The organism is Aquabacterium sp. A7-Y, assembly GCF_026153205.1.
Classification (GTDB): Bacteria; Pseudomonadota; Gammaproteobacteria; order Burkholderiales; family Burkholderiaceae_C; genus Caldimonas.
The window spans coordinates 1-14945 of sequence record NZ_JAPFBW010000012.1 but is presented as its reverse complement, the minus strand read 5'-3'; the positions used below and the strand labels follow the sequence as shown (position 1 = coordinate 14945).

At 69.7% G+C, this 14945-nt stretch carries 11 protein-coding genes and 1 pseudogene; 6 read left to right on the top strand and 6 right to left on the bottom strand.

Going from position 1 to position 14945, the window contains the following annotated elements; genetic code table 11:
• Positions 1–12 precede the first annotated feature (12 nt).
• The 4 genes from OOT46_RS12520 to OOT46_RS12505 all read right to left on the bottom strand — a co-directional run bounded on the left by OOT46_RS12520 (position 13) and on the right by OOT46_RS12505 (position 5041).
• Positions 13–2073 carry a sigma-54-dependent Fis family transcriptional regulator gene (locus tag OOT46_RS12520; RefSeq protein ID WP_265403944.1) on the bottom strand — a complete coding sequence of 687 codons (2061 nt, stop codon included), beginning with the start codon at positions 2071–2073 and terminating at the stop codon, positions 13–15.
• Positions 2074–2339: 266 nt separating this feature from the next.
• Positions 2340–2723, bottom strand: a complete 384-nt coding sequence (locus OOT46_RS12515; RefSeq protein ID WP_265403943.1) for a DUF779 domain-containing protein — start codon at positions 2721–2723, stop codon at positions 2340–2342.
• A 64-nt stretch (positions 2724–2787) separates the two neighbouring features.
• Positions 2788–4308 carry an aldehyde dehydrogenase gene (adh, locus tag OOT46_RS12510; RefSeq protein WP_265403942.1) on the bottom strand — a complete coding sequence of 507 codons (1521 nt, stop codon included), beginning with the start codon at positions 4306–4308 and terminating at the stop codon, positions 2788–2790.
• Between the two features lie 250 nt (positions 4309–4558).
• On the bottom strand, positions 4559–5041 hold the full coding sequence (locus OOT46_RS12505; RefSeq protein ID WP_265403941.1) for a hypothetical protein: 483 nt from the start codon (positions 5039–5041) through the stop codon (positions 4559–4561).
• A 161-nt stretch (positions 5042–5202) separates the two neighbouring features.
• Between OOT46_RS12505 and OOT46_RS12500 the strand changes: the two genes are divergently transcribed.
• Positions 5203–6129 carry a DUF72 domain-containing protein gene (locus OOT46_RS12500; protein ID WP_265403940.1) on the top strand — a complete coding sequence of 309 codons (927 nt, stop codon included), beginning with the start codon at positions 5203–5205 and terminating at the stop codon, positions 6127–6129.
• On the opposite strand, the gene OOT46_RS12495 is transcribed toward OOT46_RS12500, so the two are convergent.
• Positions 6105–7298 carry a zinc-dependent alcohol dehydrogenase gene (locus OOT46_RS12495; protein ID WP_265403939.1) on the bottom strand — a complete coding sequence of 398 codons (1194 nt, stop codon included), beginning with the start codon at positions 7296–7298 and terminating at the stop codon, positions 6105–6107. The two genes, OOT46_RS12500 and OOT46_RS12495, sit on opposite strands and share 25 nt — an antisense overlap.
• A 216-nt stretch (positions 7299–7514) precedes the next feature.
• On the opposite strand from OOT46_RS12495, the gene OOT46_RS12490 reads away from it, so the two are divergent.
• Together OOT46_RS12490 and OOT46_RS12485 are read left to right on the top strand one after the other, a co-directional pair.
• The gene (locus tag OOT46_RS12490) at positions 7515–8228 is read left to right on the top strand and encodes an MgtC/SapB family protein (RefSeq protein ID WP_265403938.1); all 714 of its coding nucleotides are present in this window, start codon (positions 7515–7517) and stop codon (positions 8226–8228) included.
• A 185-nt stretch (positions 8229–8413) separates the two neighbouring features.
• Positions 8414–9205, top strand: a complete 792-nt coding sequence (locus tag OOT46_RS12485) for a protease inhibitor I42 family protein (protein WP_265403937.1) — start codon at positions 8414–8416, stop codon at positions 9203–9205.
• Positions 9206–9227: 22 nt separating this feature from the next.
• Here OOT46_RS12485 and argH read toward each other — a convergent pair whose 3' ends face one another.
• Complete coding sequence (argH, locus tag OOT46_RS12480) at positions 9228–10631, bottom strand: argininosuccinate lyase (RefSeq protein ID WP_265403936.1); 1404 nt, start codon at positions 10629–10631, stop codon at positions 9228–9230.
• 134 nt (positions 10632–10765) lie between these two features.
• Here argH and OOT46_RS12475 point away from each other — a divergent pair, with 134 nt between their 5' ends.
• From OOT46_RS12475 to ppk1, 3 genes and pseudogenes are all read left to right on the top strand, one after another.
• Positions 10766–11866, top strand: a complete 1101-nt coding sequence (locus tag OOT46_RS12475) for a sensor histidine kinase (RefSeq protein ID WP_265403935.1) — start codon at positions 10766–10768, stop codon at positions 11864–11866.
• Positions 11867–11917: 51 nt separating this feature from the next.
• Positions 11918–12679, top strand: coding sequence for a LytR/AlgR family response regulator transcription factor (locus OOT46_RS12470; protein ID WP_265403934.1), 762 nt, complete (start codon positions 11918–11920; stop codon positions 12677–12679).
• Positions 12680–12837: 158 nt separating this feature from the next.
• Positions 12838–14912 (top strand): annotated as a pseudogene (gene ppk1 / locus OOT46_RS12465) (polyphosphate kinase 1).
• The last annotated feature ends 33 nt before the right edge of the window (positions 14913–14945 follow it).

Below are 14945 nucleotides of genomic sequence, written 5' to 3'. Positions count from 1 at the left end.
GAGCTCAGCGGATCAGCTGGTTTCCGTCTGCCGCCAGCGCAGCTTGCGGTAGATGGTGTTGCGGCTGATGCCGAGCCGCCGCGAGGCCACCGAGATGTTCCCGCCGGCCTCCTCGATGCCGCGCCGTATCGCCTGCAGCTCCAGTTCCTCCAGCGTCCCCGCCGCGCCGCACTCTTCCTCGGTCGGGGCCTGCGGCGCCCACGGCGCTTCGACAGCGCCGCGCTGGGCGTCGTCGAGGAAGTCGTCCGGCAGGTGGGCGCGCGTGATCAGGGCTTCGCCGGCCGCCATCACGGCGGCGGTGCGCAGCACGTTGCAGAGCTGCCGGATGTTGCCGGGCCAGCGGTAACGCAGCACCAGCCGGGTCACCTCGGCGTCGAGCTGCGGCACCCGGCCCTTGGATTCGCTGCGCAGGATCTTCTCGACCAGGCGCATCAGGTCGGTCCGCTCGCGCAGCGCCGGCAGCCGCACCGCCAGCCCGTTGAGCCGGTAGTAGAGGTCCTCGCGGAAGGCCTGGCGCTGGATCATTTCCTGCAGCCGGCAATGCGTCGCGCTGATGACCGCCACGTCGACCTCCACCGAGCGGGTGCTGCCCAGCGGCGTGACCTGGCGCTCCTGCAGCACCCGCAGCAGGCGGGCCTGCAGCGCCAGCGGCATGTCGCCGATCTCGTCGAGGAACAGCGTGCCGCCGTGCGCCTGCACGATCTTGCCCGGCGCGCCCTTGCGGCGCGCGCCGGTGAAGGCGCCTTCCTCGTAGCCGAACAGCTCGGCCTCGATCAGCGCCTCGGGCAGCGAGGCGCAGTTGACCGCGATGAAGGGCCGCCTGGCACGGCTGCTGTCCTGGTGGATGGCCCGTGCCAGCAGTTCCTTGCCGGTGCCGGTTTCGCCCAGGATGAGCACCGGAATGCCGCGGTCCAGGACCCGCCGGATCTTGCCGACCACCGAGGCCATCTGCGCGTCGCCGCTGTGCAGCGCCTCCAGCGCGGCGGCCGGCTCCCGGGTCTCGTCCGCGGGCCCGGTGGGGTGGGCCGCGGCTGGCATCGCGCTGCCGGGCGCGGCCGCGATCGCCGGGACCTGCGACACCACATCGACAGGGCCGTCGTTGGCCGGCGTGTCGCCCTGCAGCCGGGCCCAGCCGGTCCAGTTGAAGCGCGCCCGCACATACACCTGCTGCCCGTTGCTGCCGCACAGGCACAGCGGCGCGGCGACGGGCGAGCGGAAGTGATCGACCAGCGCGTCCACGGGGATGCCGAACAGGCCGACCAGCGTGTTCATGCGCAGTGCCGCGCCGCTGACGCCCAGCTGCTCGAGAGCACTGCGGTTGGCGCCCAGCACCCGGCCATCGCGGTCGATCGCGAGGATGCCCTCCATCAGCGTGTCGATGTACTCGGCGCGCGCGTGGAAGTGCAGCCTCAGCACCTTGCGGTGGTCCTCGCGCAGCCAGCGGTTCTCGATCATGCGCACCGACATCTTCACCAGCCCCAGGGTATGCGGGTGATAGGAGCTGCAGTCGCCGCTGACGTCGAGCACGCCCAGCAATTCGCCGCGCGGGTCGAAGATGGGGGCAGCCGAGCAGGTCAGGAAGCCGTTGGCCTGCAGGTAATGCTCGCCGCCGTGCACGACGCTGGGAGCCTCGGTGATCAGGGCCGTGCCGACCGCGTTGGTGCCCTTGTGCTGCTCCGACCAGTCGGCGCCGGGCGCCAGCGCGACCTGGGCCGCGCGCTCCAGGAAATCGCTCGGCCCGACCGAGTGCAGCACCGTGCCGTGGGCATCGCTGAGCACCACGATGCTGCGGGTCGCGAGGATCTGCTCCAGCAGCTGTTCCATCACCGGCGCCGCGTGCTGCAGCAGGCGATGGTTGCGCTCGCGGGCGAGCGCCAGCTCGGGCCGGCTGACCGGCGCCAGATCCGGCCGTTCGAGCCGCCTGAGGCCGAGGGCCTCGCAGCGTTGGTGCGACCGCGTGATGGACTCCTGGTGCTCCGGGTCGGGCGCCGGGAAAGACGTGCTGCCGGACATACCGGGAGCACGGGCCTGGTGGCGTACGCCTTGTGGGCTGCCGTCGTGTCGGGTAGGCATCTTCGGCCTCTCCTTGTGGTTCCGCTTGCGCGGCGTCTCCTGACTGTGGGTCCCGCCGGCGTGTCGGCGGGCGCGCGGCGTCCCCATGCTAGGCACAAAGGCGGTGCAAATCCAGCGATGAAAGTTTTGTTTCCCGAACAGGAGCAGGGCTGTCCCGTTCTGACACACAAGCGTGCAGTGCTGCTCAGGGTGATCCCCGAGCGCTGTACCGGGGCGGCACGATCCGAGCGGGGGAGAGGGCCCGCCCGCGGTGGGCGGGCGGGGTGTCAGAGCCGGCCGTGATCGGCGAGCCACTGCAGCTCGGCCTCGTCATAGAGGCGCGAGCGGGTCAGGAAACGCAGGCCCAGCGGACCTTCCAGCGAGAACATGCCGCCGCGGCCCGGCACCACGTCGATGATCAGCTGGGTGTGGCGCCAGTACTCGTACTGGGCCTCGCTGATGTAGAAGGGCATGCCGCCGATGCGGCCGAGCAGCCGGTCCCGGTCGCCGAGCTGGAACTCGCCGGCCGGGTAGCACATCGGCGCGCTGCCGTCGCAGCAGCCGCCCGACTGGTGGAACATCAGCTCGCCGTGCTGCTGCGCCAGACGGCCGATGAGCGCCAGCGCGGCGGTGCTGGCGGTGACTTGCGGGACCTCTTCGAAACGGCTCATCCTGTTTCCTTTCGGGGCAGGCCGCGGCACCCGGCGTGGGGTGCCGCGGCAGCGCCCAGGACCCTCAGAAGAAACCCAGCGGCTGCTCGGCGTAGCTGACCAGCAGGTTTTTGGTCTGCTGGTAGTGGTCGAGCATCATCTTGTGGTTCTCGCGGCCGATGCCCGACTGCTTGTAGCCGCCGAAGGCCGCATGCGCCGGGTAGGCGTGGTAGCAATTGGTCCAGACCCGGCCGGCCTGGATCGCGCGGCCCATGCGGAAGGCGGTGTTCATGTCGCGCGTCCAGACGCCCGCGCCCAGTCCGTAGAGCGTGTCGTTGGCGATGGCCAGGGCCTCTTCCTCGTCCTCGAAGGTGGTGACCGAGACCACCGGGCCGAAGATCTCTTCCTGGAAGATGCGCATCTTGTTGTGGCCCTTGAAGACGGTGGGCTTGATGTAGTAGCCGCCTTCGAGATCGCCCGACAGCACGTTGCGCTCGCCGCCGATCAGGCAGGAGGCGCCTTCCTGCCGGCCCAGGTCGAGGTAGCTGAGGATCTTCTCCAGCTGCTCGCTGGAGGCCTGCGCGCCGATCATCGTGTTCTTGTCCAGCGGGTTGCCCTGCCGGATGGCCGCCACGCGCTTGAGGGCCCGTTCCATGAAGCGATCGTAGATGGAGGCCTGGATCAGCGCGCGCGAGGGGCAGGTGCAGACCTCACCCTGGTTGAGCGCGAACATCACGAAACCCTCGATGGCCTTGTCGAGGAAGCGGTCGTCGCGCGCGCAGACGTCGTCGAAGAAGATGTTGGGCGACTTGCCGCCCAGCTCCAGGGTCACCGGGATGATGTTCTGGCTGGCGTACTGCATGATGAGCCGGCCGGTGGTGGTCTCGCCGGTGAAGGCGATCTTGGCGATGCGCGGGCTCGATGCCAGCGGCTTGCCCGCCTCCAGCCCGAAGCCGTTGACGACGTTGACGACCCCCGGCGGCAGCAGGTCGCCCACCAGCTCCAGCCAGACCAGGATGGACACCGGCGTCTGCTCGGCGGGCTTGAGCACCACGCAGTTGCCGGCGGCCAGCGCCGGCGCCAGCTTCCAGGTCGCCATCAGCAGCGGGAAGTTCCAGGGGATGATCTGGCCGACCACACCCAGGGGCTCGTGGAAGTGGTAGGCATAGGTCTGGTGGTCGACCTCGCCGATCGAGCCTTCCTGCGACCGCACGCAGGCCGCGAAATAGCGGAAGTGGTCCACCGCCAGCGGCAGGTCGGCCGCCATGGTTTCCCGGATCGGCTTGCCGTTGTCCCAGGTCTCGGCGGTCGCCAGCATTTCCAGGTTCTGCTCCATCCGGTCGGCGATGCGGTTGAGCACGTTCGCGCGTTCGGCGGGCGAGGTGCGACCCCATGCCGCGCGGGCCGCGTGCGCGGCGTCCAGGGCGCGCTCGATGTCCTCGGCGTTCGAGCGCGGCACCTCACAGAAGGGCTTGCCGGTGACCGGCGTGATGTTCTCGAAATACTGGCCGCCGACCGGCTCGACCCACTGTCCGCCGATGTAGTTGCCGTAGCGCTTCTTGAAGTTGACCGCGTGGCCGAAACGGCCGGGTTCCAGCATGTCCATGGTGTCTCCTCGAAAGGGATAGGGGCGGGTGGCCCCGGTGCGCAGCCCGGACGCGAGCGGCCGGGCCGTCGAGGAAGACTATTGCGAGCGGTGTGCCAGGAGGCGGCCGCGGCGTTTCGGCGCGCCGGGTTGGGCCTTTCCGGGGCTGGAGCCAGGGCAAACACCAGGGGCCGGGACCGGCGCTGCCGCGCTCTGGCACAGCGGCGTGCGGCGCTGTTTCAGTTCGCCACAGCGCGACGGCGGGCGGGGCTCAGCTGGCGAGCACGGGCGCCGCCTCGGGGTGCGGGGTGGGGCGCTCCGGCGGGTCTTCGCGCACGTAGACATCGCCCGCGCACGCCTTCTGCGCATGCAGCCGGGCACGCAGCGGATCGACCCGTTCGAGCTTGACGTCCTCGTCGTAGGCGTAGAGCACGACGCTGCGTCCGTCGGACAGGTGCATCAGCACGTCGCCGTTGACCAGCGGCTCGGCCAGCTTGATCGTCTGGCCGCCGAGTTCTTCGCAGAGGCGGCGGCGCTGCAGGTTGCGCTGGCGCTGCTCGGCGATCTCCTGATCGGCACGCTGCGGGTCGAGCGCGTCCTCGGCCTGCTGCAGCAGGCGCTCGATCTCGTCCTTCCAGTCGGCCAGCACGTCCCGACGGAAGCGCGCGTGCGCTTCGGCAAACGCCTCGCCGACCTCGACGCGTCCTTCGCCGGACTCCCAGTCGAGCTTCAGTACCACGGGAACAACGGTCATCTTGGGTCTCTCGTCCTTCTTCAGCGCGCCGGCAGGGGCTCCAGCGCGCGCAACAGCGAGTCTAGGAAGCCGGGGACGGCGCGGTCGCCGGAACAGCGGCACCGGGTCCGGCCTGTTTCCGGCTTCGCGACCGCCGCGCACTGTTCTTGCTGAACGGCGGCATGGGCGGTCTGATTTACATCGGCATCTCCGGCTGGCGTTACGAGCCCTGGCGCGGCGTGTTCTACCCGGAAGGCCTGGCGCAGCGGCAGGAGCTGTGCTGGGTGTCGCGCCGGCTGCAGAGCATCGAGATCAACGGTTCCTTCTATTCGCTGCAGCGGCCCGAGGACTACGCCGAGTGGTACGAGGACACGCCGCGCGGTTTCGTCTTCAGCGTCAAGGGGCCGCGCTACCTGACGCATGTGCGCCGGCTCAAGGACATTGACGTGGCGATCGCCAACTTTTTCGCCTCCGGCCTGTTCGAGCTGCGCGAGAAGTTCGGGCCGCTGCTGTGGCAGTTCCCGCCCACGATGCGTTTCGATCCCGAGCGTTTCGACACCTTCCTGGCCGGTCTGCCGCGCGACACCGGGCAGGCGATGGCGATCGCGGCGCGGCGCGAGGCCTTCATGCACGGGCGCGAGCGCCTGCAGGTGGACCATCCACGCCCGCTGCGGCATGCGGTGGAGGTGCGCCACGACAGTTTCCTGGACCCGGCCTTTGTCGCCATGCTGCGGCGCCACCGGGTTGCGCTGGTGGTGGCCGACACGGCCGGCAAGTGGCCCTGGCGCGAGGACCTGTGCAGCGATTTCGTCTACATCCGGCTGCACGGTGACCAGGAGCTGTACGCCAGCGGCTATGGTGACGCGGCCCTGCAAGGCTGGGCCGAGCGCATCCGGGCCTGGAGCGCGGGATCGCAGCCGGCCGACGCGCGGCTGATTTCCGACCAGCCGCCCGAGACGCTGCCGGCGCGCGACGTCTACTGCTACTTCGACAACGACGCCAAGGTGCACGCGCCTTTCGACGCGATGCGGCTGCGCGCGATGCTTGGGCTGCCCGAGTCGCCTGTCGAACCCGGGGCGCCAGGCTATCCCGCGCTCAGCCGGGCTTGAGCGGCGCCCGGCAGCAGCACCACCTTGCGGCAGTCCTCCTCCTTGCGGGCGAAGATCTCATAGCCGCGCTCGGCGTCGGCCAATGGCAGGCGGTGGGTGATGATGTCCTCCGGCCGCAGCGCACCGCTTTGCACATGAGCGAGCAATTCGGGCAGGTAGCGCTGCACGTGGGTCTGGCCCATCTTGAAGCTCAGCCCCTTCTCGAAGGCGTCGCCGAACAGGAAGGCGTGGATGTGACCGGCATACACCCCGGCCACGCTCACCGTGCCGCCGCGGCGCGTCGCGGCGATGCACTGGCGCAGCGCCTGGCCGCTCGAGCCTTCGATCTTGAGGTTGGTCAGCAGGGTCTCGACCGTGCTGCCCTTGGCCTCGAAACCCACCGCGTCGATGGCCGCGTCCACGCCCCGGCCGGCGGTCGCTTCCAGGATCAGCGCGGCCGGATCCTCGTGCTGGTCGAAGTTCAGGATCTCCGCCTGGTAGGCAGCGGCCGCGAAATCGAGCCGCCCGCCATGATGGTCGATCATGAACAGGCGCTCGGCCCCCAGCAGCCGTGCGCAGGCGGCCGCCATGCAGCCCACCGGTCCGGCGCCGAAGATGGCGACGCTGCTGCCCGGACCGATGCCGCCGTTGAGCGCGGCCTGGTAGCCGGTGGGCAGGATGTCGGAGAGGAACAGCACCCGCTCGTCCGGCAGGTCGTCCGGCACCCGCAATGGCCCCACGTTGGCACGCGGGACCCGCACGAACTCGGCCTGGCCGCCGTCGTAGCCGCCATAGAGATGGCTGTAGCCGAACATGCCGGCGCCCGACCGCACGCCCTTGGGCGCGAGCAGCGCGCCACGGCCGGGGTTGGTGGTCTCGCAGGCGGCGAACAGCGAGCGGCTGCAGAAGAAGCAGTCGCCGCAGGCGATCGTGAAGGGCACCACCACACGATCGCCGCGCTTCAGCCGGGTGACGCCGGGGCCGGTCTCTTCGACGATGCCCATGAACTCGTGGCCCAGCACGTCGCCGGGCTCCATGCCCGGCACCTTGCCCCGGTAGAGATGCAGGTCGGAGCCGCAGATCGCGGTCGCGGTGACACGCAGGATGATGTCGTCGGTGCCCTGCAGCACCGGGTCGGGCACGGTTTCGAGACGCACCTTGTGCGGGCCCTGGTAGGTCAACGCTTGCATGGGGATTCCTTCGGACGCGGCGGGAGCGTGTGTGGCTGCGGGCAGTTTTTGTGCCCCTGGGCGGGCGGCACGGCGCCGTCCGCTTTACCGGGCGGCGCCGTAAGAAGTGCCGGCCGGGGCGCGCGTCAGCCGACCATCCGGCATGGCGCTGGGCTGCGGGCGCTTGGCACGCGGCCTGCTCTACACGGGGTAGATGTAAGGGAGGGCTACACAACCATGACCCTGCACGAGCTGATTTCGGACCCGGCGTCCCAGAACATCACCTTCCGGCTGGTGGCGGCACTCGCGATCGGCGCGGCGATCGGCCTGGAGCGCAGCTACCACGGCCGCCCGGCGGGTTTCCGCACGCACGGGCTGGTGTGCCTGTCCACCAGCCTGCTGATGCTGGTCACGGTCTACCAGCACCGCTGGATGCCGGAGATGCTGCACACCAACGTGACGCTGGACCCGACCCGCATGGCGCAGGGCATCATGACCGGCATCGGTTTCCTCGGCGCCGGCACCATCATGAAGGACGGCCTGTCGGTGCGCGGGCTGACGACCGCGGCATCGATCTGGATCACCGCCGCGATCGGCACTCTGGTGGGCGTGGGTTTCTATTTCCCGGCCGTCCTCGCCACCGCGCTGACCTTGGGCACACTCTCGCTGTTCCGCTGGATCGAGAGCCGCATGCCGAGTGAGTTTTATGCCAATTTCGTGGTGCGCTTCCAGCGCGACGCAAAAATGGACGAGGACGAGATGCGCAGCATGCTGAAGCGTTACGGCTTCACGATCGCCAACCTCAACTACCGGCTCGACGGCGGGGCCGGATTTTTCGAGTACCGCATGGTGATCCGCACCGACCGCGCCGGCCGGGCTGGGGCGCTGGCCGATATGCTCTGCACGCTGGAGATCGTCAAGGAGTTCCGGCTGCTGCCGATGGGCGACTGAGCGGGGCTGCCGGGGGCCGGGCAAGGCGGCTCGATACAACTGCGGTGCGGCTGTCGGTGGGCGCCGGCTTGCGCCCGCCGGGCTTCGTCGTTAGGGTGCAGGGCACGCGTCGGACCCGGCCCGAGCCGGACGCGCCGCGATTTCCATTCCCCAACCTCCCTTCAGGATCCCAGGCCATGGACTGCATGAACCTTCCCCGACGGCTCCCGGTGCTGCTCGCCGCGCTGGCGCTGGCCGGCTGCGCCTCCTGGCGTTCCGGCAGCGATGCGGCGGGCCACCAGCCGCCGCCCGGCGCGGTGCCGGTGGCCCGCTATGTCGGCACCTTGCCGTGCACCGACTGCGCGGGCGTGCGCACCGACTTGCTGCTGTACACCACCGCGGCCGGCACGCCGGGCGGCTACAGCCTGCGCCAGACCTTCCTCGGTGGCGCCGACCCCAAGAAGCGCACCGACACCGTGTCGGGCAGCTGGATGCAGGCCAGCGGCACCGCCGAGGACGCCCAGGCCAGCGTGATCCACCTCGATCCCACCGTGCCGGAGCGCATGCGGGCCTTCCGCCAGGACGGCATTCAGGTGCTGCGCGCGCTCAGCCCGGAAGGGCGCGAACTGCCTGCCCACCTGCCGCGCAGCCTGGTGCGGGTGCCGGCGGGTGTGCCGCCGGCGTCGCTGGTGCTGACCTATGCCGATCGCGGCAGCGACGCCGAGGTCAAGGCGGGCGACCAGGTGGTGCTGCTGCTGGCCAGCCAGCCGAGCAGCGGCTATCGCTGGGCCGCGCTGCCCGACCGGCTGGGCGCGATGAAGGCCCAGGGCGAGGCGCAGCACGTCAGCGAGCTCACCCCCGATGCGCCCGGGCTGGACATGTTCCGCTTCACGGCGGCCGGCAGCGGCACCCAGGTGCTGCGGGTGGAATACCGCTCCGCCACCGACCCCATGGCCAAGGCGGCGGACATCGCGACTTTCAACATCACCGTGCGCTGAAGCCGGACCCGCGGGCGCGGCTTCAGCGGGCGGCGAGGCGCTCGCGGTGCCGGGCGATCTGGGCCCGCACCTGCGCCGGCGCGGTGCCGCCCAGGATGTCACGGGCGTTCAGCGAGCCGCGCAGCGACAGCACCTCGTAGACGTCCTCGCCCACCAGCGGCGAGAAACCCTGCAAGGTCGACAGCGGCAGCTCCGAGAGATCCACACCCTGCTGCAGCGCGCTCTTCACGGCATGCGCGACGACCTCGTGGGCGTCGCGGAAGGGCAGGCCCTTCTTGACCATGTAGTCGGCCAGGTCGGTCGCGGTGGCGTAGCCGCGCAGCGCGGCCCGCTCCATCGCTTCGGCCTTGACGGTGATGCCGCCGACCATCTCGGCGAAGATGCGCAAGGTGTCCTTGAGCGTGTCCACCGTGTCGAAGAGCGGCTCCTTGTCTTCCTGGTTGTCCTTGTTGTAGGCCAGCGGCTGGCCTTTCATCAGCGTGATCAGGCCCATCAGGTGACCCACCACGCGGCCGGTCTTGCCGCGCGCCAGCTCGGGGACGTCCGGGTTCTTTTTCTGCGGCATGATGGACGAGCCGGTGCAGAAGCGGTCGGCGATGTCGATGAAGCCGAAGCTCTGGCTCATCCACAGCACCAGCTCCTCGCTGAAGCGCGAGACGTGCACCATCGCGAGCGAGGCCGCGGCGCTGAACTCGATCGCGAAGTCGCGGTCGCTGACCGCGTCCAGGCTGTTCTGGCAGACGTCTTCCATGCCCAGGGTGCGGGCCACCCGCTCGCGATCCAGCGGGTAGCTGGTGCCGGCCAGCGCGGCGGCGCCCAGCGGCAGGCGGTTGACGCGGCGGCGCACGTCGAGCAGGCGCTCGGCGTCGCGCGAGAACATCTCGACATAAGCCAGCATGTGGTGGCCGAAGCTCACCGGCTGGGCCACCTGCAGGTGGGTGAAGCCGGGCAGGATGACGTCGGCGTTTTTCTCGGCCAGGTCGAGCAGGGCGGCCTGGAGGTCGGCCAGCAGGCCGCCGATCAGGTCGATTTCGCCGCGCAGCCACAGCCTCACGTCGGTGGCGACCTGGTCGTTGCGCGAGCGGCCGGTGTGCAGGCGCTTGCCCGCGTCGCCGACCAGCTGTGTCAGCCGGGCCTCGATGTTGAGGTGCACGTCCTCGAGGTCGAGTTTCCATTCGAAGGCGCCGGACTCTATCTCCTGGACGATCTGCGCCATGCCGCGCTCGATGGCGCTGCGGTCCGCGGCCGAAATGACGCCCTGGGCGGCCAGCATTTCCGCGTGCGCCAGCGAGCCGTCGATGTCGGCACGCCAGAGGCGCCGGTCGAAGGAGACACTGGCGGTGTAGCGCTTGACCAGCTCGCTCATCGGCTCGGAGAACAGCGCGGACCAGGCTTGGGATTTCTTGTCGAGTTGATTGGCAGACATGATGAGCGGTGGTTGGGAGGCCGACGGGCGCAGCGCAAGACGCTTGCCGGAGGCCGGGGCAGTCTTGGAAAATCGGCGCAAGCCGGTATTCGTGAAGTCACGAGGATCAGCTGCCGATTCTAGGAGACTCCTGCTTGCCCAGCTCCGCCCCGCCGGCACGTCGCACCGGCGCGTCGACGTCGAGCCAGTTCGCGACGACGACCATCTTCGACCACCTGGCCGCGCAAGGCGCCGCCGGGGCATCGGCTCTGGCGCTGTCGCCTTTCGATGCCTGCCATGTGGGCGTGGTCATGCGGGCGGTGCTGTTCGTGCACGCGGTGCTGGCGATCGGCGTCAGTTTTGTCGCGTCGGATGTCTGGACCTGGCTGCTCGCCTTCGCCCAGGGCGCGGCGGTCGCGATGCCCGGCACCCTGCTGTGGCTGGTGGTGGCCTGCATGCTGAAGCGCCCGCTGGCCCGGGTGTCGGAGCCCGGGCAGTGGCTGGTGGCGACGGGACTGGGCGCGCTGTGCGGCTTCTACGGCTGGTGGCAGGCCGGGCTGGTGGGGCTGGAGCTGCACCGGCAGGTGCCGCCGATCGGCCCGCTGGCCGGCGGCGCGACGCTCGCGGCGGCCTTGTTCTACGCGCTCAGGCTGCGCTCGCGCAGCGAGCTGCCGGCCGTCACGGCGGCGCGGCTCGCCGAGCTGCAGTCGCGCATCCGGCCGCACTTTCTGTTCAACACCCTCAACACCGCGATTGCCCTGGTGCGTATCGATCCGGGTCGCGCCGAGTCGGTGCTCGAGGACCTCGCCGAGCTGTTCCGTGTCGCGCTGATCGAGTCCGGCAGCTCGGTCACACTGGCCGAGGAGGTCGAACTGGCGCAGCGCTACCTGGCGATCGAGGAGATCCGCTTCGGCAAGCGACTGAAGGTCAGCTGGGACATTGATCCGGCCGCCGGCCGGGCCCGCGTGCCGCCGCTGCTGCTGCAGCCGCTGGTGGAGAATGCGGTGCGGCACGGCATCGAGCCGGCCGCCCAGGGGGGCTGGGTGCGGGTGCGCACCGGCACGCGGCGCGGACAGGCCTTGATCTCGGTCAGCAACTCGCTGCCGCCGGCGGATCACCCCGGCTTGCCGGGCCACGGCATCGCGCTGCGCAACGTCAAGGAGCGCCTGCGCCTGATGCACGACCTGGCGGCCCAGTTCGCCGCCGGGCCGGAGCGCAACACCTGGCGGGTCCACGTCGTGGTGCCGCTGGATTGATGCATAACCTAGACAAGATATTCACAAGTAAGGTCAAAGAGCGGAGGCCACATGCTCAGGGTGTTGATCGTTGACGATGAAGAGCTGGCCCGCCTGCGGTTGCGGGCGCTGGTGGGGGAGTGCGAGGCGCCTGCCGCCGAGGTGGTGGGCGAGGCCGGCAGCGCCGTGCAGGCGCTCAGCTGGCTGACGCAGCAGAGCTGCGACGTGCTGCTGCTGGACATCCAGATGCCGGGGGCCGACGGCACCCAGCTGGCGGCGCAGTTGCGCTCGCACGCGCAGGCGCCGGCGGTGATATTCGTGACGGCTCACCCCGAGCACGCGGTCACCGCCTTCGACCTGGAGGCGGTGGACTACCTCACCAAGCCGGTGCGCCGGGAGCGCCTGCAGGCGGCACTCGCGCGTGCGGCCGAGCGCCTGAAGGCCCGCAGCGGCGCGACCGACGACGGCCCCGAGCCGGTGTTTGTCGTCAACGACCGCGGCCGGGTGACCCGGGTGCCGCTGACCGAGGTGCTCTACCTCAAGGCCGAACTCAAGTACGTGACCTTGCGCACGGCCCGCCACACCTATGTGCTGGACGACTCTCTGTCGGAGCTCGAGGAGCGCCTCGGCGACCGCTTCCTGCGCATCCATCGCAACGCGCTGGTGGCGCGCAAGGCGGTTCGGGCGCTGGAGCGTCGGCTGGCCCCGATGGACGACGACGAGGGCGGCAAGGAAGGCTGGGCGGTGCGGCTGGACGGGGTCGACGAGTGGCTGGCGGTCTCGCGCCGGCAGGTCGCCGGCGTGCGCGACGCGCTGACGCGGCAGGGGCTCTGAGCGGCGCAGGCGGTCTCGGCACGGCCGGCCGGGATCCCGCGCCACCTCGTTGACGTGCCATGTCCCGGCCCTCCGCGAGGATGCGGCCGGGCCTGCCTCGAACAATGAGCGACTTCTTGTCGTGGATCTGTCATGAGGCGGTCATATACTGAATTTCCATGATGGCCGATGTCCCTGTGCAAGCCGCCGGCTTGAGACTGCTGAATCGCGAGCGAGCGATCCTCGAGTTCAATTACCGGGTGCTGGCCCAGGCCAGGCGCGAAGACGTGCCCCTGCTGGAGCGCCTGCGCTACGTGTGCATCGTCTCCTCCAATCTGGACGAGTTTTTCGAGGTGCGCTTCGGCGACTATCTGGAAGCCTCGCGCCAGCCCAACGGCGGCGTCTCGGCGCGCGACCTGGCGGACGTGGCAACCGCCGCCCACCAGTTGATCGACCAGCAGTACGCGCTTTTCAATGAAGAGGTGATGCCGGCGCTGCAGCGCGAGGGCATCGTGGTGCTCAACCATGCCGAGCGCAACGAGGCGCAGCGCCGCTGGGTGGAGAACTTTTTCCAGCGCCAGGTGCGCCCGCTGCTGGTGCCGGTCGGGCTCGACCCGGCGCATCCCTTTCCGCAGGTCGCCAACAAGTCACTCAATTTCATCGTCAAGCTGGGTGGCAAGGACGCCTTCGGTCGCGACAACACCATCGCCATCGTCAAGGTGCCGCGTGTGCTGCCGCGCGTGATCCGCCTGCCCGATGCGATCACCGGGGGGGTGCAGGCCTTTGTGCTGCTGTCCAGCGTGATCCGCGCCCACCTCGAAGAACTGTTCCCGGGCCGGCCGGTGGAGGCCTTCTCGCAGTTCCGCGTGACCCGCGACTCCGACCTCGCGGTGGACGAGCAGGACGTCACCAACCTGCGCCAGGCGCTGCGCACCTCGCTGAGCACGCGGCACTTCGGCCAGGCCATCCGGCTCGAGGTGGTGAGCACCTGTCCGCCGGAGCTGGCGGCCTTCCTGCTGCACCAGTTCGGCCTGCCGGAGGCTGCGCTGTACCGCGCCAACGGGCCGGTCAACCTGGTGCGATTGAACCAGCTGATCGACCAGGCCGACGCCCCCGGGCTGCGCTTTCCGCCCTATGAGCCGAGCTGGCCGGCCAGCCTGCCGCGCAACCTGTCCATCTTCGAGCGCCTCAAGCAGGGCGACGTGCTGCTGCACCATCCCTTCGAATCCTTCGAGCCGGTGGTGCAGTTCCTGCGGGAGGCGGTGCACGATCCCGAGGTGCTGGCCATCAAGCAGACCATCTACCGCACCGGCACCGAGTCGGTCCTGATGGACCTGCTGATCGAGGCCGCTCGCCGCGGCAAGGAAGTGATGGCAGTGGTCGAGCTCAAGGCGCGCTTCGACGAGGAAGCCAACATCAACTGGGCCGAGCAGCTCGAGGCGGTGGGGGCCCAGGTGGTCTACGGCATCGTCGGCCTCAAGACCCACGCCAAGCTGTTGCTGGTGACGCGCCGCGAAAGCGGCTCGCGTGGGCCGATGTTGCGCCGTTATGCCCACTTCTCGACCGGCAACTACAACCCGCGCACGGCTCGCCTGTACACGGACGTCGGCTATCTGACGACCGATGCCGAGCTGACCGCCGACGCCGACACGGTGTTCCAGCAGCTTGCCAGCCTCACCCGGGTGCGCATGCCGCGCCACATGCAGCTGGCGCCTTTCACCTTGCACAAGCAGATGGTGCGTCACGTCGACCAGGTCGCCGAGGCGGCCGCCGCGGGCCGGCGGGCGCGCATCGTCATCAAGGTCAACGCGCTGACCGACGTGCCGATGATCGAGGCGCTGGTGCGAGCCGCCCAGCACGGGGCCGACATCGACCTCATCGTGCGGGCGCCTGCATGCTGCCGCCCGGGGTGCCCGGCTATACCGAGCGCATCCGCATCCGCTCGGTGGTGGGCCGCTTTCTCGAACATTCGCGGGTGGCGTATTTCTGCTGGGGCGACGGCGAGGACGACGAGGCGCTCTACCTGTCGAGCGCCGACTGGATGAGCCGCAACATGTTCCGGCGCATCGAGATCGCCTGGCCGGTGCGCAATGCGCGGCTGCGCCAGCGTGTCGTCGACGAGTGCCTGGTGCCCTATCTGCACGACGCACGCGACGCCTGGACCCTGCAGCCCGACGGTCACTACGAGCGCCTGCAGACCGACGGACCGAGTGCGCAACAGGCCTTGATGGAACGCTACGGCCTCGCCGGCTGACGCGGGCGCGGCGCCGAGAACCGGGAGCTGCCA